This window comes from Shewanella hanedai (genome assembly GCF_007197645.1).
In the GTDB taxonomy this organism is placed as follows: domain Bacteria; phylum Pseudomonadota; class Gammaproteobacteria; order Enterobacterales; family Shewanellaceae; genus Shewanella; species Shewanella hanedai.
The window spans coordinates 90,027-115,892 of record NZ_VKGK01000019.1 but is presented as its reverse complement, the minus strand read 5'-3'; the positions used below and the strand labels follow the sequence as shown (position 1 = coordinate 115,892).

The 25,866-nt window shown below is 44.1% G+C and carries 14 protein-coding genes and 4 tRNA genes; 13 read left to right on the top strand and 5 right to left on the bottom strand.

Annotation, left to right across the window (positions count from 1 at the left end):
• The 7 genes from FN961_RS25845 to FN961_RS15720 all read left to right on the top strand — a co-directional run.
• Positions 1 to 3,962, top strand: a 3,962-nt coding sequence (locus FN961_RS25845) for a beta strand repeat-containing protein (RefSeq protein WP_185972810.1), incomplete at its 5' end; no start/stop codon positions are given.
• A 108-nt stretch (positions 3,963 to 4,070) separates the two neighbouring features.
• Positions 4,071 to 6,254 carry a type I secretion system permease/ATPase gene (locus FN961_RS15745; RefSeq protein ID WP_144041129.1) on the top strand — a complete coding sequence of 728 codons (2,184 nt, stop codon included), beginning with the start codon at positions 4,071 to 4,073 and terminating at the stop codon, positions 6,252 to 6,254.
• Complete coding sequence (locus tag FN961_RS15740; RefSeq protein ID WP_144041128.1) at positions 6,247 to 7,629, top strand: HlyD family type I secretion periplasmic adaptor subunit; 1,383 nt, start codon at positions 6,247 to 6,249, stop codon at positions 7,627 to 7,629. Before FN961_RS15745 ends, FN961_RS15740 begins: the two co-directional genes overlap by 8 nt.
• A gap of 36 nt (positions 7,630 to 7,665) precedes the next feature.
• Positions 7,666 to 9,078 (top strand): TolC family outer membrane protein, encoded by a 1,413-nt coding sequence (locus FN961_RS15735; protein ID WP_144041127.1) that lies wholly within the window; start codon positions 7,666 to 7,668, stop codon positions 9,076 to 9,078.
• Positions 9,078 to 9,683 (top strand): OmpA family protein, encoded by a 606-nt coding sequence (locus tag FN961_RS15730; RefSeq protein WP_144041126.1) that lies wholly within the window; start codon positions 9,078 to 9,080, stop codon positions 9,681 to 9,683. The genes FN961_RS15735 and FN961_RS15730 overlap by 1 nt, the downstream gene beginning before the upstream one ends.
• An 18-nt stretch (positions 9,684 to 9,701) precedes the next feature.
• On the top strand, positions 9,702 to 10,409 hold the full coding sequence (locus FN961_RS15725; RefSeq protein ID WP_144041125.1) for a transglutaminase-like cysteine peptidase: 708 nt from the start codon (positions 9,702 to 9,704) through the stop codon (positions 10,407 to 10,409).
• 8 nt (positions 10,410 to 10,417) lie between these two features.
• A complete protein-coding gene (locus tag FN961_RS15720; RefSeq protein WP_144041124.1) occupies positions 10,418 to 12,340 on the top strand; it encodes a bifunctional diguanylate cyclase/phosphodiesterase in 1,923 nt (640 codons plus the stop codon).
• A gap of 893 nt (positions 12,341 to 13,233) precedes the next feature.
• Here the strand turns inward: FN961_RS15720 and FN961_RS15710 are convergent.
• The 4 genes from FN961_RS15710 to FN961_RS15695 form a co-directional block, all read right to left on the bottom strand.
• Positions 13,234 to 13,310 (bottom strand) — tRNA-Pro (locus FN961_RS15710).
• A gap of 48 nt (positions 13,311 to 13,358) precedes the next feature.
• Positions 13,359 to 13,435, bottom strand: a tRNA-Pro gene (locus tag FN961_RS15705).
• Between the two features lie 128 nt (positions 13,436 to 13,563).
• A tRNA-His gene (locus tag FN961_RS15700) sits at positions 13,564 to 13,639 on the bottom strand.
• A gap of 59 nt (positions 13,640 to 13,698) precedes the next feature.
• A tRNA-Arg gene (locus tag FN961_RS15695) sits at positions 13,699 to 13,775 on the bottom strand.
• A gap of 249 nt (positions 13,776 to 14,024) precedes the next feature.
• Between FN961_RS15695 and FN961_RS15690 the strand changes: the two genes are divergently transcribed.
• Complete coding sequence (locus FN961_RS15690) at positions 14,025 to 16,649, top strand: sensor domain-containing phosphodiesterase (protein WP_144041122.1); 2,625 nt, start codon at positions 14,025 to 14,027, stop codon at positions 16,647 to 16,649.
• 60 nt (positions 16,650 to 16,709) lie between these two features.
• On the opposite strand, the gene rep is transcribed toward FN961_RS15690, so the two are convergent.
• Positions 16,710 to 18,722 (bottom strand): DNA helicase Rep, encoded by a 2,013-nt coding sequence (gene rep, locus FN961_RS15685; protein ID WP_144041121.1) that lies wholly within the window; start codon positions 18,720 to 18,722, stop codon positions 16,710 to 16,712.
• A 172-nt stretch (positions 18,723 to 18,894) separates the two neighbouring features.
• Here rep and FN961_RS15680 point away from each other — a divergent pair, with 172 nt between their 5' ends.
• From FN961_RS15680 to creD, 5 genes are all read left to right on the top strand, one after another.
• Positions 18,895 to 19,509: a TetR/AcrR family transcriptional regulator gene (locus tag FN961_RS15680; RefSeq protein ID WP_229814708.1), complete on the top strand. Its 615-nt coding sequence runs from the start codon at positions 18,895 to 18,897 to the stop codon at positions 19,507 to 19,509.
• An 18-nt stretch (positions 19,510 to 19,527) separates the two neighbouring features.
• Entirely contained in the window at positions 19,528 to 20,646 is a 1,119-nt protein-coding gene (locus FN961_RS15675; protein ID WP_144041120.1) for an efflux RND transporter periplasmic adaptor subunit, read from the top strand.
• Between the two features lie 12 nt (positions 20,647 to 20,658).
• Positions 20,659 to 23,739 (top strand): multidrug efflux RND transporter permease subunit, encoded by a 3,081-nt coding sequence (locus FN961_RS15670; RefSeq protein WP_144041119.1) that lies wholly within the window; start codon positions 20,659 to 20,661, stop codon positions 23,737 to 23,739.
• A 158-nt stretch (positions 23,740 to 23,897) separates the two neighbouring features.
• The gene (ubiK, locus tag FN961_RS15665) at positions 23,898 to 24,164 is read left to right on the top strand and encodes a ubiquinone biosynthesis accessory factor UbiK (RefSeq protein WP_144041118.1); all 267 of its coding nucleotides are present in this window, start codon (positions 23,898 to 23,900) and stop codon (positions 24,162 to 24,164) included.
• A gap of 206 nt (positions 24,165 to 24,370) precedes the next feature.
• Positions 24,371 to 25,717, top strand: a complete 1,347-nt coding sequence (gene creD, locus FN961_RS15660) for a cell envelope integrity protein CreD (RefSeq protein ID WP_144041117.1) — start codon at positions 24,371 to 24,373, stop codon at positions 25,715 to 25,717.
• Positions 25,718 to 25,866: the final 149 nt, after the last annotated feature.

Below are 25,866 nucleotides of genomic sequence, written 5' to 3'. Positions count from 1 at the left end.
ATGCCGATGGCGACACTGACACCGGTAGCGTCACTATCACAGTGAACAGCGTCGATGACCCTGTTGTGGCTAACGATGACAGCTACACGGTCAACGAAGATGGCTCGATTGCGATTAACTTACTTGGCAACGACGTCGCTAATGATGGTGGTCTAGCCATTCAGAGCATCAACGGTGTCACGCTAACCGGCGGAGCTCAAAATATTACAGTAAGTAACGGCACTGTGGTTATCGCCGCCAATGGTGCCATGACCTTTGTTCCAGCCGCAAACTTCAACGGTACTATTAACTTTGATTATGTCGCGACTGATGCCGATGGCGACACTGACACCGGTAGCGTCACTATCACAGTGAACAGCGTCGATGACCCTGTTGTGGCTAACGATGACAGCTACACGGTCAACGAAGATGGCTCGATTGCGATTAACTTGCTTGGCAACGACGTCGCTAATGATGGTGGTCTAGCCATTCAGAGCATCAACGGTGTCACCCTAACCGGTGGTGCTCAAAATATTACCGTGAGTAACGGTACTGTGGTTATCGCCGCCAATGGCGCCATGACCTTTGTTCCAGCTGCAAACTTTAACGGTACTATCAACTTTAATTATGTTGCGACCGATGTAGATGGCGACACAGACACTGGCACTGTCACCATCACAGTGAACAGCACCGATGACCCTGTTGTAGCTAACGATGACAGCTACACGGTCAACGAAGATGGCTCTATTGCGATTAACTTGCTTGGCAATGATGTGGCCAATGATGGTGGTCTAGCAGTTAAAAGCATCAACGGTGTGACGCTAACCGGCGGAGCTCAAAATATTACAGTAAGTAACGGCACTGTGGTTATCGCCGCCAATGGCACCATGACCTTTGTTCCAGCAGCAAACTTTAACGGTACTATCAACTTTAATTATGTGGCGACTGATGCCGATGGCGACACTGACACCGGTAGCGTCACTATCACAGTGAACAGCACCGATGACCCTGTTGTGGCTAACGATGACAGCTACACAGTCAATGAAGATGGCTCGATTGCTATTAACTTGCTTGGCAATGATGTGGCCAATGATGGCGGACTAGCATTGGTAAGCATTAACGGTGTCACGCTAACTGGTGGAGCTCAAAACATTACCGTAAGTAACGGTACTGTCGTGATTGCAGCCAATGGCACTATGACATTTGTACCTACGGCTAACTATAACGGTAGTGTCAGCTTCAACTATATCGCGACTGACATCGATGGTGATACCGACACAGGCACTGTAAATATCACCGTCAATAGCGTTAATGATGACTTCACGGATCCAAATGAAGTGGTCACTATTGTTGAAGATACTGGTCCAACTTCCGGAAATGTTATCGGTGGTACAACAAGTGTTGATGGCCCTGTTACAGTTCAAAGCTTTACGATTGCAGGCGACGGAACTGTTTACAATGCAGGACAAACAGTAAACATCAATGGTGTTGGCACCATAGTAATCAACACAAGTGGTAACTACACCTTTACCCCTGTGGCGAACTTCAGTGGTATAGCCCCAATCATCACTTATACGTTAACAGATGGTTCAAGCACTGATAGCTCAACATTAACCATTAATGTGACAGCGACAGATGATCCGGTATCGATAACAACACCAGCTAAAATAACCTTAGATGAAAGCGAATTATCTGGCGGTACTGGTACTGAAGTTGACCCAGTAGTACAGACGCAGCAGTTTACTGTTTCAGCCCCAGATGGGTTGAACAGGTTAGAAATGACCAATGGTGGTGTAACGACAACCATTACGATTGCTATGTTACTTGCTGTAACGCCTGCCGCAGCGATAGTGATTGAAGGAGAGCACGGTACATTAAGAATCACTGATTACGATACCAGCACTGGCACTGTGACATACAGTTACACCCTTAATGCTGCACAAACCCATGGCGTAAACGATGACGAAATAAGTGATAACTTTGGTGTTACGGCATACGACATCGACGGCGATAGCAGCTCAACAACGTTAGAAATTGGCATTCTGGATGATCATGCAGAAGCGACCTTGGATACCAATGGCGTCGACGTATTAACAGATGGATTTGTCGCTTCCGGTATTGTTGGTGAATGGTCTAGTTGGACTGGTGGTGGTCCACATCTCACTCGTTTTGATTCAGATGATAATGACGCTGGTCTTGATCAGATGCGTTGGGGAAGTGCTAATACCGCTAACGCTTCTGGTTATAGCTTTGTTGATAATGATGCTGGTTTGAATGGAGTCCTTCAGCTCAACCAAGACATTGTGTTGGGTGATTTCACTCACTTTAACTTCCCTGTGACGTCATCAATTACACAAGCAACCCTAACGGTTAACTTTACCATTACCGATTCGTTTGGTGTGGTGACGACCGTACAGATCGACATTAACTTTGACCACAATGAGACACCGAACACTGGTGATGCCGAATTTAATAGAGATATTATCAATATCGGTCAACCTGAAGTCACCTTCGAGTATGAAGGCGAGTTCTATACTATTAAGGTGCTTGGTTTTATAGATGAAAATGGTGATTTAGTTACAACTGTTAGAACCTTTGAAAGCCAAAGTAACACTTACCAATTAGTAGCAAAAGTCGTTGAGGGAGTGGGTTATCACCTACCAAATAAGGAAGGTAACGTACTTAATAATGACTTGGGTTCTGATGGTCTTACTGTTGTGGGGGTAGCCTTTACCAATGATGACGGTACGGACGTCTTCACAGGCGTAGGTACCGTTATCCTAGGTACCTACGGTAATTTAGTTCTCAATGCTGACGGAACATATGAATACCAGCTAACCGCTGGTACCAATGTCATACCAGATGATGCAACTGAAACCTTTGTTTATACAATCAGAGATGCTGATGGTGATATATCAACCACTAAACTGATTATTGGTGTCACACCAACTGACTTTAATGGTGTACCTGTCGATGTCGACCTTACCGTAGATGGTAATGACGGTAATGACTCAATCATTGTCAGAAACGGTGAAAATGCAGCGAATCCTCAACAGATGGATGTCAGTTTTGGTGGCGGTTTACAGGGCACAATTACAGACCAATCAGGCAATGATGTTCTGGTCACATCCGGTATCGCCTATAGCACTAGTTCGGCACAAAATGTCAGTTCAGGTGCGGGTCAAGATCATGTTGAAACAGGCAGTGGTAACGATATTATCTACGCTGGTTCAACTGGTGATTCAGTCAGTGGCAACACTGATAATGATATCGAGTTAAGTACTGCAACCCTGCTTAGTCATCACATCATGACAGGGTCACTTACTGGCTCAGATAAAATTACCGATGGAGATGGACTGCTGTTATCTGCAGACGTAACCAGCGAAAAAGCTGACGTAGTCAACGCGGGGAGTGGTAACGACATGGTCTACGGACAAACTGGTAGCGACATTCTTTATGGTCATACCGGAAACGATACTCTTGACGGTGGTAAGCATAATGACGCCCTTCGAGGTGGTGCTGGAGACGATACTCTTATCGGTGGATTAGGCGATGATGTACTGAGAGGCGACTCTGGTAGTGACACCTTTGTCTGGAATAAGGATGAGCTAGGTACCGATCATATTATCGACTTTGATTTAAACGAAGATAAGCTTGATCTCAGTGATTTATTGCAAGGTGAAACCGCAGAGAACTTAGGGTTGTACCTGCACTTCACCATCAATGATACGACAGGCACAACCACCATTGATATCGATGCAGACCATAACGGAACCTTTGAGCAACACATTGTTCTGGACGGAGTGGACCTCAGCGACATCTTCGGTGACACCGAAAGTGACATTATTAATGGCTTGCTAGGCTCTAACGGCGATGGCCCATTAATTATCAACACTATCGCTGATGCGACATCTCCATCACCTACAGGGCCGGGCTCGGATCCGACATTAGAGGAGAACCAAGTTACTCACCTGATCCCTTAAGGAAGTAAAGCAAAATGATGATTTAAATCAAAAAATAGAGTTTTTTGTTTATAATTGTGTAAGATGATGCAATTAACTTATAACACAACCTTAAGGATAAGCTTTTAGGTGTCCGTAACAGCAGCCCCTAAAAAAACTGAGCAATGGACAGTGTCGGCGTCTCAACGCGTCACTGTCGATCCATTGTTAGACAGTTTAGTACTATTAACCGAATATTTCGGAAGTCCCTGCTCTAGTGAATCTATGGCGGCAGGCCTTCCGTTGTCCGGCAGTGTACTTACTCCTGACTTGGTTCCTCAAGCTGCTGCGCGCGCTGGTTTAGCTGCCAAATTAACCCAAAAAGGCCTAAACCAGATATCACCTATCTTTTTACCTTGTGTACTGCTTCTTAAAGATAAAAAAGCCTGTCTTCTTCGCGAATTAGATGTCGATAAAGATAGAGCGGTAATCCAACTGCCTGAGACTGGTGGCGAGCAAGTACTGACACTTGAGGATTTAGAGGCCATCTACGTAGGCTATCTATTTCTTGTTAAACAGCAGTACCGTGGGGACATGGGCTTTGATGTTCACCTTCATGACAGCAAAACCCATTGGTTGCTACAAACCCTCAAAGATTCTGCACCTATCTATCGAGATGCTCTTCTGGCTTCGGTTCTAGTCAACCTGTTTGCCTTAGTCTCTCCACTTTTTATCATGAATGTTTATGATAAAGTTGTGCCAAATTTAGCTTTCTCATCATTGTGGGTATTGGCAATTGGTGCGAGTGTGGCTTACATATTCGACCTAATATTAAGACAACTGCGATCCTACCTTATCGATGTGGCAGGAAAGAAAGTCGATATCATCGTGTCCTCTAGGCTATTTGCTAAAGCTATTGGCATTCCACTAGAAAAGCGCTCTCCTAGTGTAGGAGGAATGGCCAGACAACTTGGCGAGTTTGATAGTATTAGAGAGATTTTAACCTCTGCAACTATCACCACTTTGGTCGATCTGCCTTTTGCTTTATTCTTTTTAATTATCATATATGTAGTAGCAGGTGATCTTGCTGTCATTCCTCTTATAGGAAGCATCATTATCATTGGTTACACCTTAATCATGCAGCCAAAATTAAAAGCTGCAATTGAGGAGAGTAATAAGTTCTCTAGTTTAAAACACGGTCACTTAATTGAATCTCTTGCGTCATTAGAGTCGATAAAATCCAGCGGAGCTGAAGGGTTAGTTCAAAAGAGCTGGCAACAAATGATCGGTCATACCGCAAACTGGCAATTAAAATCTAAAAAGATTTCCACTGCAGTGACCAATCTGGCTAACTTTATCGTGCAACTCTCTGTCGTGTGCGTGGTGATTTTAGGTGTTTACCGGGTTGCAGATAATGAGATATCTATGGGTGGCATTATTGCAGCAGTCATTTTATCAAGTCGTGCAATCGCCCCAATGGCGCAACTAGCGGGCTTGATGACACGAGGAAATCATACAGCCAGTGCGCTACGTCAACTCAACGAGATCATGACTCAGGAAGATGAGTTTGAAAATAAAGGTCATCTGGTTAGCAGACAACGCTTAGAAGGAAAGATTAACGCCGATAATATTAGCTTCAGCTACCCCGGTTCAGAAAAACCTATCTTGCATACCATGTCAATTAACATTGAACCCGGTGAGCGTATTGCCATCATAGGTCGTAACGGTTCAGGCAAGAGCACATTAGCTAAAATGCTTGTGGGACTTTATCAACCTACCAAAGGCAGCTTGCGCTACGATGGACTCGATTCTGCTCAGATCCATCCCACAGATCTAAGGCGTAACTTTGGTTATTTACCCCAAGACATAACACTTTTTCACGGCACAATCAGAGACAATATTCTCTTCGGTACCCGTCAGGTAACTGAGCACCAGCTAATTAGAGCTGTGCAACTTTCAGGTATTAGTCAATTTACCGATCTTGACAGTGAAGGCTTAGATCAGCAAGTAGGTGAAGGCGGTCAGTCACTGTCTCGCGGACAAAGACAAACCGTTGCACTAGCAAGAGCGACATTGAATGATCCACCAGTTCTGATGATGGATGAGCCCAGTGCAAGTTTAGATGCTCGCGCGGAAAAACAATTTATTAATGCAATGCAAAATGTCACCCGTGACCGGACGTTGCTGCTTATCACTCACAAGATGCACCTATTAAAGCTCGTGGACAGAATTATCGTATTAGACAGAGGCCATGTGCTCATTGATGGGCCAAAAGCAGAGGTGCTCGATCAACTAAGTAAAGGCTTGCTCACTGGAGGACAAACCAATGAGTAAGCATTTAACTACCCAAGATTTAGAAATGGTCGATGATGTATATGGCGCTATGATGACAGATGCGCCAAGTAGTCATCGATTAATTATCTGGACCCTCACATCCTTAGCTGCATGCTTTCTTCTTTGGGCATATTTTGCTGAACTTGACCAAGTAACGACAGGCTTGGGAAAAGTGATCCCATCTTCACAAATACAAGTTATTCAAAGTCTTGATGGCGGAATAATGCAAAATATGTATGTGCAAGAAGGCATGATAGTCAAAAAAGGACAGGCACTTGTTCGTATTGATGCCACTCGTTTTCGTTCCGATTTTGCACAGCAAGAGCAAGAAGTATATAGCCTGCAAGCCAATGTAAAACGATTAGAGACCGAGTTAAACAGCATCGTCATTACTGATATGACATCAAACTGGCGTGAGCAGGTCAAAATAACGAAATTGCCGCTGATCTTTTCTGATGAGCTAACAGAACTAGAACCTGAACTGATCAAGCGCCAAAAAGAGGAATACTCGGGTCGATTAGACAGTTTGAGTAATCAGCTTGAAATATTAGTTCGTCAAATACAGCAAAGACAGCAGGAAACACAAGAATTAGCATCAAAGATTAAAACCTTGACCAAAAGCTTCCAGTTAGTCTCCCGCGAGCTATCACTGACAAGACCTTTAGCTGAAAAAGGAATCGTCCCTGAAGTTGAGTTACTTAAGCTCGAGCGTACTGTCAATGACATTCAAGGTGAACTTGCCACTCTAAGATTATTGCGTCCTAAGGTAAAAGCCTCACAAGATGAAGCTATTTTAAAAAGACGCGAAGCCGTCTTTACCTTCGCAGCCGAGACGAGAACTCAACTGAGTGATCTGCAAACTAAGTTGTCACGAATGAGTGAAGCTCAAGTAGGCGCTCAAGATAAAGTGAATAAAGCAGAGATCACATCTCCCGTCAACGGCACGATCAAGAGTATACATATCAATACATTAGGAGGAGTTGTTCAGCCTGGTGTTGATATCATTGAGATAGTTCCATCAGAAGATCAACTACTCATTGAAACGAAAATAACCCCTAAAGATATTGCGTTTTTACACCCTGGACTGCCAGCAGTTGTAAAAGTCACAGCATATGACTTTACACGCTACGGAGGCCTTAATGGGACGGTAGAACACATAAGTGCTGATACATCGCAAGATGAGGAAGGGAACAGCTTCTATCTTGTAAAAGTACGGACTGAGCTTTCAAGCTTAACAAGGGACGACGGCATAGAGATGCCAATCATACCAGGGATGTTGACTTCAGTTGATGTTATTACTGGCCAGAGATCCATTCTAGAATACATACTTAATCCAATTTTAAGAGCTAAAGATACCGCGCTTAGAGAGCGTTGATTTTTAAGCCTTAAAGTTCAACCTGGAGGGTTAACAATGAACACCAGTACAATTCGGCAGTTAAAACACAATGCGTTGGCATTGGCCCTTAGCGCCTTGTTTATTCCAGCTTCGGCCTACAGTCAGACACTGGAACAAGCCGTTGCACAAACTTTAGATACGAATCCTGAGATCCGTATCGCGTTCAATCGATTTAAAGCGCGTGAAGAACAAGTTAACCAAGCTATTGCAGGCTACATGCCTACTGTCGATTTAACCGGCGGTTATGGCTGGGAACAAACGAATAGCCCTTCTACTCGTAGAAAGAAAAACCAAGGAGAGGTCGATGAAGATGGTGTCATCGGGCTTGAACGTGGTGAGGCTGGCTTTAGCATTAAACAGATGCTTTTCGATGGATTCTATACCAGCAGCGAAGTCGATAGATTCAGCTTTGAAGCCAGCGCAGACCAGTGGGCACTTTTCTCTGCTGCTGAAGATATGGCACTCGATGTAACCAAAGTATATATTAATTATATTCGTACTGAACAAGTCGTGATGCTCGCTGAGAAAAACTTACTCAGTCATCAGGATATCTATGACCAAATCAAGCAAAGAACCGATTCAGGTTTAGGCTCAATCGCTGATTTGTCTCAGATAACAGGCCGTTTAGCTCGTGCAAACGCCAACCTAATCTCAGCTAAAAACAACTTTTTTGATGCTAAAGCGCAATTTATCAAAGTGGTTGCGTCTGAGCCTCAAGATTTAATTATCCCCGTACCAGATGATGAGATGCTGCCAGAAGATCTGAACACCAGTATTTTGCTCGCTCAAGAGAACCATCCGATCATCAAATCAGCAACCAGTGATATTGAAGCGGCTAAAAATGAGAAATCATCGACGCAATCCAATTATTACCCAAAGCTATCTTTAGATTTGGCAGGAAACTGGAACAATAACCTTAACGGTGAAGATGGCTTTAGCCGAATTTCTAGCTCTAACGTTGGGGGTCACAGTAATGATCTCGTCGCCATGGTCAGAATAAAATACAACCTATTCTCTGGTGGTAAAGATCTAGCGCGAGAAAAAGAAGCTGCCTACAAAATTGGTGAAGCTAAAGAGATCCGCCAACGAGCCTATCGTCAAGTTGTAGAAGGCGTCAGCCTTGCTTGGAATGCTTATGAGCTACTTGAGCCTCAGAAACTGTATATTCGCGAGCATGTTATCGCTGCCAAAGATACACAGGTTGCTTATAACCAGCAATTTAATTTAGGGCAGCGGACACTACTCGATTTACTCGACACTGAGAATGAGCTATTTGAAGCCCGTAAAGATTACATTGAAACGGAATATGACCAGGTCATTTCTGAGTACCGTGTCTTAAACTCAACTGGAAGACTACTAGAGTCTTTAAGAGTCACTCCTCCTGAGGTATGGCAAGGTGAGCGAAACTACGAGGGGGGGGTATACTAATGAAAACCTTCATTCTGATATCAAGCATAGTTTTATTAGCTGGTTGTTCCATGAGAGATATCGTGACGATGGATGGCGCGACCACCCAATTACACGATCTAAACGATAATGATACCGATGGCGTTATTGTTGCTCGTGAGCTCTGTACAGATACCGTTCTTGGGGCAACCATTGATAATTATGGCTGTGGAAAGATAAAACCCATTAACGAACGTCAAGAGCTCAAAATTTTATTTCCAAATGACTCTTTTTACATTGACCCTATGTACTATGATCAAGTTGAAGTCATCGCGACTTTTATGCGTCAGTTCCCTAATACTAAAGTGACTATCGAAGGTCATACGAGTAAATCAGGGTCTTACGAACATAACTTAACACTCTCTCAAAATAGAGCTAACGCGGTCACAGCAGCACTTAGTGAGCGCTTTGGAATAGAATCAGATAGATTAACAGCTATCGGCTACAGTTTTGATCGTCCAGTAGATTTTAGCGAAACAGCAGCAGCACAAGCTCGAAACAGACGCGTAATCGCTGAAGTGACAGGTGAAGATACAACTGCTGATATGAAGTGGAACATCTATACGGTAGACGACGAAGTGCAATAAGGAATTAAATCTAACATCATGAAAGGCAGACTTAATCATAATTTAACTTATATCAAAGTCTGCCGATTCTTGTTAATCGCTGTGATGTTAGCCACTTCTTGCCTTTATGCTTCCCCCACACAAAAGCTCAATAAGAGTCATATCACCTCAACTCTTGAAGCTAGATACGGTGAACGTGCGGGGAAACGAGTAAAAGCTTGGTTTCGAGTACTCGATGAAACAAGAAACCTAAGTGAAAGAGAGAAAATAACTAAGGTTAATAGCTTTTTTAATTTATTTCGATTCGTCGACGATATTAAGCTCTGGGGAGAGAGTAATTACTGGGCCACACCAATGGAATTTATTGGTGTGAACGGTGGTGATTGTGAGGACTTTTCAATTGCTAAGTACTTCACACTACTCCAGCTCGGTGTAGCAGAAGATAAATTACGAATTACCATGGTAAAAGCAACAACGGTCAACCAATACCATATGGTACTAGCTTATTACGAAACTCCGGGGTCTATCCCTTTAGTTCTCGATAATTTAGATCGTAAGATAAAACCTGCTACTCAGAGGAAAGATCTACTGCCGGTATACAGTTTTAATGGTCGACAGCTTTGGCTTAACAAGGAAAAAGGACGAGGGGTTCTCGCAGGTTCATCGAAGAAACTTGCAAAATGGAACGATCTCAAACATAGATTGGGTGTCGAAAGACTCAGAAAACCCAAATTAAGATTGGAGTAGCTAGAAAGATGACACTGTTTCGACAGATATACTCACTACTGTTCGGCCTATTCTTACTGGTTGTGGCGAGTCTAGGCTATGTACAATTCACTGAGACTCAAAGCTTTTTAACCAAACAGATGGAATCTGACCTCAATAACACCAGTAACTCCCTGGGCATAATGTTAGTACCAGATCTTGAAGCTGGTGACATTGTTGGTGCAGAGACCCTGATCAATGTCATCTTCGAAGGTGGCTATTATCAACAAGTTAAATTAACTTGGTTAGTAGATGGTAAGCAACAAACTTGGGATAACCCCGTGCATGTCGACGGCGTTCCTGAATGGTTTATAGCACTCGATTTTTTCAAAACAATAAAAAAAGAGAGCACGATAACATCTGGTTGGATCCAATTAGCAAATTTAGAAATCACAGCTCACCCAGGATTCGGTTACCATGAACTCTGGCGAACCTTAACGAATGCCATTATTGTCTTTTCAATCCTATTTCTCATCGCCATTCTATTTGCTCGGGTAGGCCTTACCTGGATACTAAAACCGCTCAACGAAATCTCAGTTCATGCGAAAGAGATAGCTCAACGTAAATTCGGACCTGACATGCAGATCCCTAAAACAGCTGAACTTAAGTCTGTTGTTTTAGCTTTTAACGGTATGTCTGACCAGTTAAAGCAACTGTTTAACTCCCTCGATGAAGAAGTTGGTGAGCTGCGTAAGAAGAACTTAGTCGATCAAGTATCAGGTCTGCCAAACCGACAATATATGATGGGCCGTCTGAGCAGTTGGCTAAATGAGCCAGCCGGTGGTGCCTTAGTCATGGCAAAGTTCGACTGGCTAGAGGAAGTGCACAGTAAGTATGGCTACCAAGTAAGAGATGAAACCATCAAATTACTTGCAGAAAAAATGAAAGAGCAGCTAGATGATGTTGCCAGCTCTGTCATCGCCAGAATCGCAGCCTATGAATTTGCCTTTCTGATCACCAGTTCAGAGCACGACCAGACGAGCCGATATTTACAGACCTTGATCCGAACCATAAATCAAGAGATGTCGAAAGCGGGCTGCAAGCCTAATGAGAACTTTTCCATTGGTGTTGCCGAACGTATAGGACAAATGTCTGTTTCAGATATTTTAGCCCAAACAGATAATGCCCTTCAAAAAGCCATAAAAGATGATAAAGTTTTCCACTGGTTTGAAACCAATGAAAAACAGTTATTCACTCGAGAACAGTGGCGTGAACACTTAAGTGCCGCTATTCAAAAGCGTCAATTCAATTTTAAGTGGCAACCAGTCCACCTCAATGACAGTGATAACATCTTACAACGAGAGCTTTACTGTCAGCTTAATATGGGAGACAAGATCATTCACGCAGGTCAATTTATGCCCTATGTGGAGTTATTATCCTTAGGCACTTTGCTGGATAGATGCTTAATTGAAGACATGCAAGAGAAGGGGCTACTCCACAAGAATCATGAACCCATTGCGATCAACCTAACTTTTCAAAGTTTAAGTGATCCTAAGTTCCATGAATGGCTCAACACCTTCTTACGAGCAACATCACTGCCAGAGCGTATCTGTTTTGATATTCCTGAAGCCGCTGTCTACAGCGACCCTGATGCTTGTCATTCAATCTGTACTATCATTCGTGATAACGGTGCACATTTTGGTATTGATCACTTCGGCCGCCAGTTTGGCTCTATGTCCTACCTACAATCACTCAGACCTAGCTATGTGAAGCTAGATCAATCTTTCGCCTATTATGATGAAAGTGAGCACAGTGGCGAACTCTGTCGTGCCATTATTAATGTCGCCAGAGGATTGGATATTAAAGTGATCGTTACTGGTATTGAAGAGATGCCTCAATTAGACCGTTTTATTCCACTTAAAACGAATGCCTTTATGGGTTACATCTTCCCGCCGACTGATATTGAAAGCTAAGCTAACAGCAATGTTGCAATATAAGGCCTAGGATTAACCCCCTAGGCCTTTTTTATGCACGCACAGAGCTCTTATACCAATCAGTATAAGAAGTTGATCTACTCAGAGTGTTTGTTGGCAAACTAATTCAAGGCGAATGGATGACAAAATGGTTGTTCCCTTGTGAGTTCATTCAACGCAGAAGTAGGCAGCCAAAAACACTCCTTACAGGCGAGTTTTAGCGGTGCTGATGCTGTGTTAACGAACTTGACCGTAGAATAACTATGCTCTTCACTCGTTGCAAACCACATGGATGTGGTGAATGTCATTAATGCAGGAGCAAATAATGACCTTGCCTCAGTACCGCTAAATTCTCGCTGAGCGATCAAATCTTTATACTGATTGGTATTAACCCTTACTTCTTAATACCCTAAGTGATTTCCCCAGATAAAGAGCTAAAGCCCCTCTACTGGACTTCCTGCTACCTTGAGTTATTTATGCGGGATCAAAAAAGCCTTCTGTTCTTGTTTTATAAGAGTCAGAAGGCTTTTCGTATTTGGTCGGCTGATTTTATAAAAAGCAGGATTCGAACCTCTAACTCTCTATTCCGCCATAAACTAAAAAGCCCTTAGATTTCTCTAAGGGCTTCTAGTAAATTTGGTCGGCTGATTTTATAAAGAGTAGGATTCGAACCTCTGACCCTCTGGTCCGCTCTTGTTTCACTTCTCTATTAATAAGAGTTGATGCGCTACCGGGCTGCGCTAATCACCGAGACTTATATTTTACAACACTGAATAAATTCAATATTTTTTAATTTGGTCGGATGCACTTTTAAAAAGCAGGATTCGAACTTCTAACTCTATCAGTTGAAAACTAAAAAGCCCTTAGATTTCTCTAAGGGCTTCTAGTAAATTTGGTCGGTGATAGAGGATTCGAACCTCTGACCCTCTGGTCCCAAACCAGATGCGCTACCGGGCTGCGCTAATCACCGTTAATCTTTCTTCTTACAACATCGAATAAATTCAATACATATATAATTTGGTCGGTGATAGAGGATTCGAACCTCTGACCCTCTGGTCCCAAACCAGATGCGCTACCGGGCTGCGCTAATCACCGAAACTGATACTTAAAGAGGTCACCCTCTGGTCCGTTCTTATCACAATCAGGATACACTCCCAAACTGCGCTAATCACCGAGACTGATATTTATAGAAGTCACCTTCTGTACATCATTGTAAATTGAAATGGGGTGACTGATGGGGTTCGAACCCACGACAACCGGAATCACAATCCGGGACTCTACCAACTGAGCTACAATCACCACTGACTATTTCAATAACATTTTACTACTAACTTAGCGTTCTATTCAATCGGAGTGCTTGGTGCACCCAGAAGGATTCGAACCCTCGGCCTCACCCTCCGGAGGGGTGCGCTCTATCCAGCTGAGCTATGGGTGCCTGCCTTGTTAGCGAGGCATATAATATGGATTATTTACCCTGCCGTCTACAGATATATTCGATTAACGTGTTCGTTTGCTCAACTTTTAACTCATTATGCTTATTTTTGCTCATTTGCCTGAATTTCCCGCAATACTTATCGAGTAAATACCTTGGCTGTGATGCTTTTTCATGCTATTTATACAACTTATGTAAAAGTAGTCCAAATCCTAGCTCCATAAAATAATAAAATAGCGATTGGCGGATACTATGTTTAGGGATGAACCAACTCGAGACTCACATCGTGAATCTGAGCTTATGCAAAAAAGGATTGCACGCTTAAAGAGCTTAGCTCTTAAGTATAAGCGTGCAGAAGTCACACAAAACATGCTGCTGGAGTTATCCAACTTAGCGGCAGAGGTGAACTCACCAAGCGAATTTTATTCGCAGGTGCACCGATCTCTCAGCATTCTACTTCCCGCTGATAATTTCTTTGTCGCATTACTGGACCCACAGCACAATGTGCTTGAGGTGCCTTTTTTTCTCGACGAGAAAGACGACCACCCCATTGAAATATTTTCCAAAGAGTTCATTTCAGAGAAACTGTTTAGCGGCCTTACCGGTTATGTGCTCAAAACGGGTAAAAGCCTCCTGTGCGATCAGGAAAAGTTTGATCAACTGATCTTAGATAAACAGATAGAGAGTCTTGGTGCACCTTGCCACCAATGGCTTGGTACGCCAATTAAGATAAATCATAGTGTAGTCGGTGTACTTGTTATTCAGAGTTACTCTACAAACATTAGTTTCACTGACATGGACATCGAGTTACTCAGCTTTGTTAGCCATCAAATCTCCAATATTATGGAAAGACTTCAGCATCAGGAACAACTCGAGCAAGCGATAAAACAAAGAACAAAAGAGCTTAGCGTTGCCTATGACAAACTGAAACAAGAGGTTAATGAAAGGCGTCGCGCTGAACAACTACAGAAATCATTATTTGAAATCGCCGACTTGTCGACCTCGAATATTGATACGCAGACCTTCTACTCTGAACTTCACCGAGTAATTAGTCATTTAATCCCTGTCAGCAACTGTTATATTGCCCTGCTAAATGAACAGCGCTCTATGATCAGTTTTCCCTTTTATGTCAGCCAAGCCGAAACCCCCACACCAAACAGCAGACAAATTTGTGATGGGCTAACTGAATACGTTATTAAGAATCGTAGACCATTACTGTTACAAAATAGTGACATCCAATCCTTAGTGGATTCAGGAGAGATCTACTCGAAAACTCCCGAGCTGAATAACACTAAAGATATCTATCAATGGATTGGCATACCTCTGTTCATCCATGAGCAAGTCCGTGGTGCATTAACTATCTATAGCACCAGTAAAACACGAAGATATCAGGAAAATGATCTCGATCTTCTCACGTTCGTCTCTCAACATATCGCCAATGCGATTGAACGTAAGTTATCGGCAGAATCGTTAATTTCAAGTTATGAGCAACTTGAAGATAAGGTGCTTGAACGAACTCAAGCACTGGCATTGCTCAATCAAGATTTAGAGAAAGAGATAGCCCAAAGAAGAAGGATGGAGCAACAGCTGGTTCATGATGCCAATCACGACACACTAACAGGTCTTTCTAATCGCGCGATGTTTATGGAGAAACTCTCTCAAGCCGTTAAGCACACTCGCAGACATAGACTCGACCGATTCGCCCTGCTGTTTATCGATTTAGATAGGTTTAAACTCATCAATGACACTTTAGGTCATCTTGAGGGCGACCGCTTCTTAATCGAAACCTCAAAGCGACTCAAATTATGTATCCGAGAAAATGATACATTAGGCCGCATTGGTGGCGATGAATTTGTCATTCTTCTCGATAAAATCAATAGCACGCAAGATGCAGAAGAAGTTGCAGAACGCGTACTCCTCGGTCTGTCAGAACCCTATAAGCTCGCAAGTCAGCATTTTAAATCCGGGGGGAGTATCGGGATCGCGTTTAACCATCATAAGTCAGACACCAGCGAATCCCTGTTACGAGATGCCGATGCCGCCATGTATCAAGCAAAAGCAAACGGTAAAGGTTGTTACGTTATTTTCGATGATAAGTCCCATAAGCAACTCGATAAAGATATTGAGTTAGAGCAAGAACTTCGAAACGCCATCTCAAATAACTCGCTGTTAATCAGTTACCTGCCAATTCAAAACCTATCGACTGGGGAAACATTGGCACTGGAACCGCGGCTCTATTGGAACCACCCTAGCCTAGGTAAAATTAAACAAGCAAAACTATTCAATATTGCCGAGCACTGCAACTTAACCAAAGAACTCGATATCTTTCTATTAGAAAGCCTAAATAATGAGTATTCAGGGTTACGAGAAAAAACACTCGAACACTTGCCTTTGCACCTCAACATATCAGGGCAACATTTAAAGCATAAGCACGGATTAAGGCAGCTCAAGAATAAGCTTAAACAGAGCCATTTTAATCGTCAGCAAATATGGCTATTTTTCGATGAGCAAGGCTTTATCTTCGATACCGACAATCACATCTATGCTTTTGAACAACTCACTAAACTGGATGTTAATTTAGCCCTGAGTGGATATGGAAGTGTTCATAGCGCGCTGAGCAGCCTCACCTTCTTGCCTCTTCAAGGTTTGAAGCTAGACCCAAGTTATGCCTGTCACCTTGATAGCGAGCAACACACTAAGTTACTCAACGCGCATTTCTTAGCTGCACAGGCACTTGAGTTAAGCGTCTTCGTTGACGGCATTAGTACTTCAAATCAGAAAGCTGCGATGCAAAAAATAGGATTTGAGCAGGGGCAAGGCCAAGGCTTAGGCGACGTCATTAGCCTTGGAGAATTGTCAGAGCTCGTTTGTGCCTAAATAATCCGAGTTCAGGTTAAATAAACACTCTTCCATTATGGTGATGGAAGAGTATCAGCGTTACTTCTTAAACATATCTCTGAGATTAGCGATGTTCGACTTACCCGTCTGTTGGCGCTGATCTTCACTTTGAACTTGCTTACGGTTCTCCCAAATCAAATCATCTTGAGGTAACTCAAGCAAAAATCGACTTGGCTCGCAACGCATGGTTTCACCAAACTGGCGGCGCTCACGACACAACACAAACCAAAGCTCCTTCTGGGCACGGGTGATCCCCACATAAGCCAAGCGGCGTTCCTCTTCGACGTTACCTTCGTCGATACTGCTTTGATGGGGCAATATTCGCTCTTCAGTCCCCACCATAAACACATAAGGGAACTCAAGTCCTTTAGATGCATGTAAGGTCATCAGCTGAACCTGATCCCCGCCTTCATCTTCGCTGTTACGCTCCATCATGTCTCTGAGCGTTAAGCGCGTCACCACTTCAGGCAGGGTCATCCCTTCATCCAAATCATCGCCCTGAAGCATCTCAGTCACCCAACGATAAAGCTCTGAGATGTTTTTCATTCTCATCTCTGCGGCTTTGGCGCTGGTACTGGTCTCATAAAGATAATCTTCGTAATTGATATTACGAATAAGGTGCTTAACCGCATCAACCGGATCGCCGCGAGTCGCTTTTTCACCAGTATCAATAACGAATTGACCGAACTTATACAGAGCCCCCATCGCAGCAGGCGTTAAATGATGATTCAACTCCGCCTCGAAAATGGCTTCAAACATAGAGATATGACGCCCATTGGCGTAATTACCTAACCGTTCGAGCGTGGATGGACCAATGCCTCGTTTAGGCAAGTTCACTACACGCAAAAATGCATTATCGTCATCAGGATTCACCACCAACCTTAAATAAGCCATGATGTCTTTAATCTCTGCTCGACCGAAAAACGACGTACCACCACTTAACTTATAAGGGATTCTGTTGGTCATTAATGAACGTTCAAGCAGACGAGACTGATGGTTACCACGATACAATATGGCGTAATCACCAAATTTGGTTTTCCCCATAAATTTATGGCGGATCATCTCGGCGATCACTCGCTCTGCTTCCTGCTCCTCATTGGCCGCAATCAAGACTCTTAACGGCTCGCCATAAGCAAGTTCGCTAAATAGTGCTTTATCATAAACGTGAGGGTTATTGGCGATCAGTATATTGGCCGCTCGCAGAATACGTTGGCTCGAGCGATAATTTTGCTCAAGCTTAATCAATTTAAGGGTTGGGAAATCCTTACCAAGCAGCACCAGATTTTGCGGTTTTGCACCACGCCATGAGTAGATAGATTGATCGTCATCTCCTACCACGGTAAAACGCGCGCGCTGACCCACAAGCAGCTTAACGAGCTCATACTGACTGGTATTGGTATCTTGATATTCATCCACCAGCATATATTGAATACGCTGCTGCCATTTATCCCGAACCTCTTTATTGTGCCTAAGCAAGAGAGTCGGAATTAAGATGAGATCGTCAAAATCCAGCGCGTTATACGCCTTCATGTGTTTGGCATAACGCTGATACAGATGGGCAAACAATTTTGCTTGCTCATCAACAGCTATCTTAACGGCTTGATCTGGGACGATGAGATCCCCTTTCCAGTTCGAAATCGCCGTCATGAGGTTCTTTAACAGATCCTTATCACCGTCAAACTCATCTTCGGTCAGCTCTTTTAACAGCGCCAAAGAATCCTGATCATCAAACAAGGAAAAGCCCGGCTTTAAACCAATGACCTTATGCTCACGCTTAATGATCTCTAACCCCAAGGTGTGGAAAGTTGAGATCCATAAACCACGTGCTTCTTTTCGTCCCATAGACTGAGCAACACGCTCTTTCATCTCACGGGCCGCTTTATTGGTAAAAGTCACCGCCGCAATCGTTCTGGCCTTATAGCCGCACTTCTGCACCAGATAGGCGATTTTGTTAATGATCACGCGCGTTTTTCCACTACCCGCACCCGCCAATACTAGGCAAGGGCCAGAAACATAGTGAACGGCGTCATTTTGTCCGGGGTTTAGCTTCATCTTTTAACTTTTACCAAAGCACTGTACCCAACTCCCCTTCCAAATACAGAGTCCTGTATTTCGAGGTGAATTGAATATAAACAATATTGAATGACTGACGATCATACCAGAATTTTACTCACATCCTCTATTTCATGATTGCCATCTTTAAACAGCTGACATAGAATAATGAATGAACATTCATTCACACCCTGCATCATACCGAAAAAATATGGATAATAAACGCGAGCTCATCTTCAGAGCCACCGAAACGATCATCGCTAGCAAAGGGTTGCAAGGTCTTTCCATGCAACAGATTGCCAATGAAGCCGGTGTGGCAGCTGGAACGATTTATCGTTATTTCAAAGATAAAGAGGAGTTGGTCTCTGAATTAAGAAAACATGTGCTCCGTGAAGTGGCGAGTCATATTTTAGTCAATTGCCAAGAGGGTGACTTAGAGCAGAGATTCAAACGGATCTGGTTCAACATCATCGAATTTGGACGACAGCGTACTCCGGCAAACCTAAGTTACGAACAATACTTACATCTACCAGGCGTCGATTCAGATCCTCATCAAACGTTCGAGAAAGACACTTTTCTGGGACTGCATCATATTTTCGAAGCCGGAAGAATCGATGGCACGTTTCATAATTTACAAAACAAGGTCATGTTTGCTATTTCACTAGAACCCGCAATGGCGCTAGGTCGAAGCATACGTCGTGGCCAAATTGAATACGATAAAAACGAATTGGTTACCGTCTGCGATCTTTGCTGGAAAACCCTACTCAAACAACCAGAATCAACTTAAAAAGGAACGATCAGGAAAATGAAAAAATGGACCCTGATAATGCTCATCATTGCACTAGTCACATTCGGCTCAGTTATTGGTTTTAACATCATGGTTAAAGGCAAGATTGCCGATGCCATTGCCAATATGCCCGAGCCACAGTCCCCTGTCACAGCCATGACGCTTATTCCACAAAATTGGCAGCCGACTATCGATGCCATCGGTTTTGTTGAACCTAACCAAGGTGTGACGATAGCCAATGAACTTGCAGGTGTGATTGATAGCATTAACTTTGAAAATGGCACTGAAGTTAAAGTAGGGCAAAACCTTATTTTGCTTGATTCATCCGTTGAGAAAGCAAACCTAAAGAGCAAGATGGTTCAGTTACCAGCCGCTGAAGCTGACTACCAAAGACTCACTCGTCTTTATAAAAACAACTCAGTATCTAAGCAAGATTTGGATAACAGCGAATCTAAATATTTGACCTTAAAGGCTGACATTGAAAGCCTAACGGCCACCATAGATCGTCGTTCTATCGATGCCCCCTTTGCAGGCTTAGTGGGTATTCGTAGCGTGAACTTAGGTGAGTACCTTCAAACGGGAACCGATATTGTTCGCTTAGAAGATATCAGCACCATGCAGATCCGTTTTACCGTGCCGCAAACCCAACTGCCACGAATCTCTAAAGGACAAACCATTCACGTCTATGTGGATGCTTATCCGACTCATCCATTCGAAGGTAAAATTTCAGCCATTGAACCTGCCGTTTTCTACCAAAGTGGTTTGATCCAGATACAAGCAACCATCCCTAACATCGATGCAAAACTGCGCAGTGGCATGTTTGCCCGAGTCTCAGTGTTATTACCTGAAATGACGCAACAGTTTGTACTGCCTCAAACAGCAATTAACTTCACGCTTTACGGTAACTCTATCTATCTAATCCATGAGAGCCAAGAGGAAGGTGAGACTGTACAGCGTGTACAACAGATCAATGTTGAAGTACTGGAGCGTAACGGAAATAACGCCCTCGTCACTGGAGAACTTGCCGCCAATGACCTTATCGTGACTTCAGGTCAGGTTCGACTCAGTAACAACAGCAAAGTCAAAGTGACCGAGGATGATGCATTAAATCTTCCCGACACTATGCCACAACTATAATAGGAGCTGGCAATGCGCTTTACTGATATTTTCATTCGCAGGCCGGTACTCGCCGCCTCGATAAGCTTCCTATTGCTACTTCTAGGTTTTAACTCCCTAAGTAGCATGCAGGTTCGCGAATACCCAGAGATGACCAACACTGTGGTCACAGTATCCACCAGCTATTATGGTGCCGATGCAAACCTCATTCAGGGCTTTATTACTCAGCCCTTAGAACAAGCGTTAGCTCAGGCTGACAACGTCGACTTTATGACCTCAGACAGCTCATTGGGCACTTCTAAGATCACGGTCTACATGAAGCTCAATACTGATCCTAATGGCGCTCTGGCAGACATCCTTGCCAAGGTTAACTCAGTCCGCTCTCAGCTGCCGAAAGAGGCCGAAGACTCCACTGTTGATATGTCAACGGGATCGCAAACATCGGTGCTTTACATCTCCTTCTCCAGTGACCAAATCAACTCGAGCCAGATAACCGATTATCTTGAGCGAGTCGTTAAACCTCAACTTTTCACCGTCAACGGTGTTGCCAAAGTGAACCTTTATGGTGGCATTAAATACGCCATGAGAATATGGATCGATCCCGCTCGCATGGGCGCGTTCAATCTCTCTTCAACTGACGTGATGCAGGTTCTACAGGCAAACAACTATCAATCGGCTGTGGGCCAAGCAAATGGTGCATTTACCCTCTTCAATGGTACTGCTGATACGCAAGTTGCCACTGTCGAAGAGCTAGAGAAGCTGGTGATTGCCAGTAAAGATGGACTCGTTGTTCGCTTAGGCGATATTGCCGAGGTGAGCCTTGAAAAAAGCCACGATGTTTACCGCGCACTGGCCGATGGTCAAGAGGCCGTTGTTGTTGCACTCGATGTAACACCGACAGCAAACCCGCTTGTTGTTGCTGCCGATGCACGTGCACTTATGCCCGATATCCAACGTAACCTACCTGTGTCAATCAACTCCCGTATTCTTTATGACTCCTCATTGGCTATCGATGAGTCGATTCAAGAGGTGATCAAGACCATAGGTGAAGCGTCGATCATTGTGATTATCGTGATCACGCTTTTCCTCGGTTCACTGCGTGCGGTAATTATTCCTATCGTGACAATCCCACTCTCGCTGATCGGTGTCACCGTCATCATGCAGATGTTTGGTTTTACATTAAACCTCATGACACTGCTGGCAATGGTACTGGCCATCGGCTTAGTGGTGGACGATGCCATTGTGGTGGTGGAAAATGTCGACAGGCATATCAAGTTAGGTGAAACCCCTTTTAGAGCCGCTATTATCGGTACCCGTGAAATTGCGGTGCCCGTTATCTCGATGACCATTACTCTGGCTGCTGTATATGCACCCATTGCTTTGATGGGCGGGATCACAGGGTCACTCTTTAAGGAATTTGCGCTCACCTTGGCTGGGGCGGTGTTTATCTCCGGCATCGTCGCACTGACGCTGTCGCCAATGATGTGTTCGAAAATCCTCAAGCCACACTCAGCACCTAACCGTTTTGAGCGCGGTGTAGAGACGTTCCTCTCTGGGATGACCAACCGTTACCAACGCATGCTAAATGCTGTGATGGAACGTCGACCAGTGGTGCTCGCCTTTGCCCTCATCGTATTTGGCACTCTACCGGTATTGTTCAGTTTCATTCCCTCTGAGTTGGCACCGAATGAAGATAAGAGTGTGGTCATGATGATGGGCACAGCGCCGTCAACGGCCAACTTAGATTACATTCAATCGAATATGATGCTGGTGACCGATATCATCAAGTCACACCCAGAAAGCGAGGCTTCACTGGCCTTTGTGGGTATTCCAAGCTCGAACCAAGCTTTTGGTATCTCACCATTAGTTCCTTGGAGTGAACGCGATAACAGCCAGAAAGATATGCAGAAGATTCTCGGTGATGAACTCAAACAGATCCCAGGCATGGCGGTAACCACCTTCCAAATGCCTGAGCTTCCCGGTTCGTCTGGTGGCTTACCGATCCAGTTTGTGATCACCACCTCGAACTCTTTCGAAAGCCTATTTCAGATCGGCAGTAACGTGCTTGAGAAGGTGCAGAATAGCCCGTTATTTGTCTACTCAGAAATCAACCTCAAGTTCGATTCTGGCACCATGAAAATCCATATCAAACGTGACCTTGCCGGCAGTTACGGCATTACCATGCAAGATATCGGCGTGACACTGACCACCATGATGAGTGATGGTTATGTCAATCGAATCAACCTTGATGGCCGCTCTTATGAAGTGATCCCACAAGTTGAGCGTCAGTTCCGAGACAACCCAGAAGCACTTAACGGTTTCTACGTTAAAGCTGCCGATGGTAACTCTATCCCGCTGTCTAGCTTAGTGGACATAGAGATGATCGCTGAGCCACGTTCACTGCCTCACTTTAACCAGATGAATGCGTTGACTGTTGGTGCAGTTGCTACACCAGGCGTTGCCATCGGTGATGCCATCGACTTCCTCAAGAATATTGGTGATAACGACCTGCCTAAAGGGTATGACTATGACTTTTTAGGCGAGGCTCGTCAGTACGTAACCGAAGGCTCTGCGCTGTTTGCGACCTTTGGTTTAGCACTTGCGATCATCTTCTTAGTCTTAGCGAGTCAATTCGAGAGTGTTCGAGATCCCTTAGTGATACTGGTCTCCGTCCCTCTGGCTATTAGTGGTGCATTAATCGCGCTTGCTTGGACACACGTCTTTGGTCTTTCGTCGATGAACATCTACACACAGGTCGGTCTCATCACCTTAGTGGGCTTAATCACTAAGCACGGGATCTTGATGTGTGAAGTCGCCAAAGAGGAGCAACTCCATAACGGCCTCAGTAAGATTGATGCGATTAAGCTCGCAGCGACGGTTCGTTTACGTCCTATCTTGATGACAACAGCAGCCATGATAGCGGGTCTTATCCCACTCTTGTTCGCCGTTGGCGCTGGCGCAGTTGCTCGATTCAATATTGGTCTGGTGATCGTCTCAGGGTTAGCAATCGGCACGGTATTTACCTTGTTTGTGTTACCTGTGATCTACACCTACCTAGCTGAAAGACATGAGCCTCTTCCTGAATTTGACGAAGAGCTAAAAATCACTGCATAGCAGCGATAGTTAATCTGAAAATGGCCAGCTCAATTTACTGAACTGGCCATTTTTTTAGCTCACTAGCTTGCTGATTAGTGATCTCGCTGGTTTCTTAAAATGACACCCTCAGGTACAATCTTACTTAATATACATTTAGCCGATGGCGGAAATAGACCATGTTCAATCCAAAGAAAATCGAAGAAGTTGCTAAGCAACTGAGCGAAAACCTGCCAAGTGGCTTGAAGCAGTTTGCTGGTGAATTCGAAGAAAAGAGCAAACAGATCCTGCAAAACCAGCTAATGAAGCTAGATGTGGTTTCCCACGAAGAGTTTGAAGTACAACAACACGTACTATTAAAAACCCGTGAAAAACTTGAAGCACTGCAAGCACAAGTCAATGCACTTGAGAAGAAGCTTAACGAGCGTGAAGAGTCGGCTGACTAATAACTTCAACCCTATTCGAGAATAGACGGTATTCATCGTCTCACTCTCAATTGAAAAAGAGCGCTTAGGCGCTTTTTTTTGTTTTACTAATCACAGATTGCCTCTTTTTTGCCACTATTGATCATCGCCTTGCCCCCCTTCCCTCGCACTATTCTGTTTCAATACCGACAGGAAATATTACTCAATAAAGGGAAAGGTAATCAGCAATGCTCAACTTATTCACGACAGCTGCCAGCAATATCACCCACAAAATAATCATCTTGGTCGGCATATCACTGTTATCGGCCATCCCTTTAGGGATCGTGATGAACATGACTTCTGACCGCCAATATCTCTATCACGAGGTCATCAACGAAATAGGCCAATCCTGGGGGCCACAACAACGGGTCTCAGGGCCTGCACTTGTCGTCCCTTACCGTTATCAAGTGATAAAAGAGAAGGTAAATGATGCAGGGGAGCCGATAAAATTCAAGTCAGAGTATCAAAGTGAGCTTGTCATACTTCCTAAAAATTTGACCTTAGCGATGGATCTTAAACACGATTTTCGCTCCAGAGGCATATATCAATCCCTTGTCTATAGTGCGGCTGTCACTGGCAAAGCTAAATTTGTCATACCTAAGCTGGACATCGAAAACCTCGTTGAGTTTAAAATAGATAATGCCCGTCTTGTTTTCGGTATTTCAGCCAATCAGGCGATTGAAAAAATTGAACAATTTAGCTTACTCAACACAGAGGGTAAGACGCTATCAACTCTAGCCGATAACGGCATAATGCCGGGGACAGGACTTGAGCGACTACAAGGGTTAGAGCGCGGTTTTCAGCAGCCCATCTCAGTGGAGCTCACACAGGGGAAGTTTGAAGTCGACTTTGCCATCGCACTACGTGGGTCACAGTCTATTAGCGCACTGCCTTTGGGGGAGCATACCGATATCAAGATCACCACAGACTGGCCACACCCTAGTTTCAACGGAATTTTACCCACCAACCGAGATATTTCCGATACTGGCTTCAGTGCAGATTGGCAAATCAGTCACCTGACCCGAAACTACCCTCAAGTGTTCAGTAGCGATCAAGATGTCGATCTCACCGAGGTTCAGGCAAGCAGTCAACTGTTTGAACCTGTCACTCACTATGGAAAAATTGAACGCTCGGTAAAATACGGCATGTTATTCATCGCCCTTACCTTTATCGTGCTGTTGATCTTTGAATTGGGTCAGAACACACGCCTTAATTTAATTCAGTACCTTTTGGTAGGTTGTGCTGTCACGCTATTTTATCTACTGCTGCTCTCACTCTCTGAGCATTTGGCTTTTAACTATGCCTACTCTATTGCCGCCAGCATTCCGATTTTATCAATATCAGCCTATGTTGGCAGTGCCACTGCCAGTGTGAAGAAAGGAGGGATAATCGCCGCCATGTTAGTGAGTCTTTACGGTGTCCTTTATTCAATACTCAAGCTTGAAGATTACGCGCTCCTAATGGGCACAGGCTTACTGCTTACAGTCCTCTTAGCACTCATGTTCATTACACGTCATCGAAGTGCTGAAGCGTAAATGGTGTATACCCCGCCACAATCTTGCTTATGTAAGGAGTCACTAACATAAGCAACACTCCATCTTTAAAAACACGGTTTTGAAGTCCCCGATGGCGAACATTGGCCATCGGGATTTTTCTCATCCATTACACAAGTGTTAAAAGATGG

What these genes read in the sequence shown, in the direction of transcription:
- FN961_RS15730 (WP_144041126.1), top strand. Translation starts at nt 9,078, where the DNA reads ATGAAAACCTTCATTCTGATATCAAGCATAGTTTTATTAGCTGGTTGT.
- ubiK (WP_144041118.1), top strand. Translation starts at nt 23,898, where the DNA reads ATGTTCAATCCAAAGAAAATCGAAGAAGTTGCTAAGCAACTGAGCGAA.
- creD (WP_144041117.1), top strand. Translation starts at nt 24,371, where the DNA reads ATGCTCAACTTATTCACGACAGCTGCCAGCAATATCACCCACAAAATA.
- FN961_RS15670 (WP_144041119.1), top strand. Translation starts at nt 20,659, where the DNA reads ATGCGCTTTACTGATATTTTCATTCGCAGGCCGGTACTCGCCGCCTCG.
- FN961_RS15690 (WP_144041122.1), top strand. Translation starts at nt 14,025, where the DNA reads ATGTTTAGGGATGAACCAACTCGAGACTCACATCGTGAATCTGAGCTT.
- FN961_RS15720 (WP_144041124.1), top strand. Translation starts at nt 10,418, where the DNA reads ATGACACTGTTTCGACAGATATACTCACTACTGTTCGGCCTATTCTTA.
- rep (WP_144041121.1), bottom strand. Translation starts at nt 18,722, where the DNA reads ATGAAGCTAAACCCCGGACAAAATGACGCCGTTCACTATGTTTCTGGC.
- FN961_RS15675 (WP_144041120.1), top strand. Translation starts at nt 19,528, where the DNA reads ATGAAAAAATGGACCCTGATAATGCTCATCATTGCACTAGTCACATTC.
- FN961_RS15680 (WP_229814708.1), top strand. Translation starts at nt 18,895, where the DNA reads ATGAACATTCATTCACACCCTGCATCATACCGAAAAAATATGGATAAT.
- FN961_RS15740 (WP_144041128.1), top strand. Translation starts at nt 6,247, where the DNA reads ATGAGTAAGCATTTAACTACCCAAGATTTAGAAATGGTCGATGATGTA.
- FN961_RS15735 (WP_144041127.1), top strand. Translation starts at nt 7,666, where the DNA reads ATGAACACCAGTACAATTCGGCAGTTAAAACACAATGCGTTGGCATTG.
- FN961_RS15725 (WP_144041125.1), top strand. Translation starts at nt 9,702, where the DNA reads ATGAAAGGCAGACTTAATCATAATTTAACTTATATCAAAGTCTGCCGA.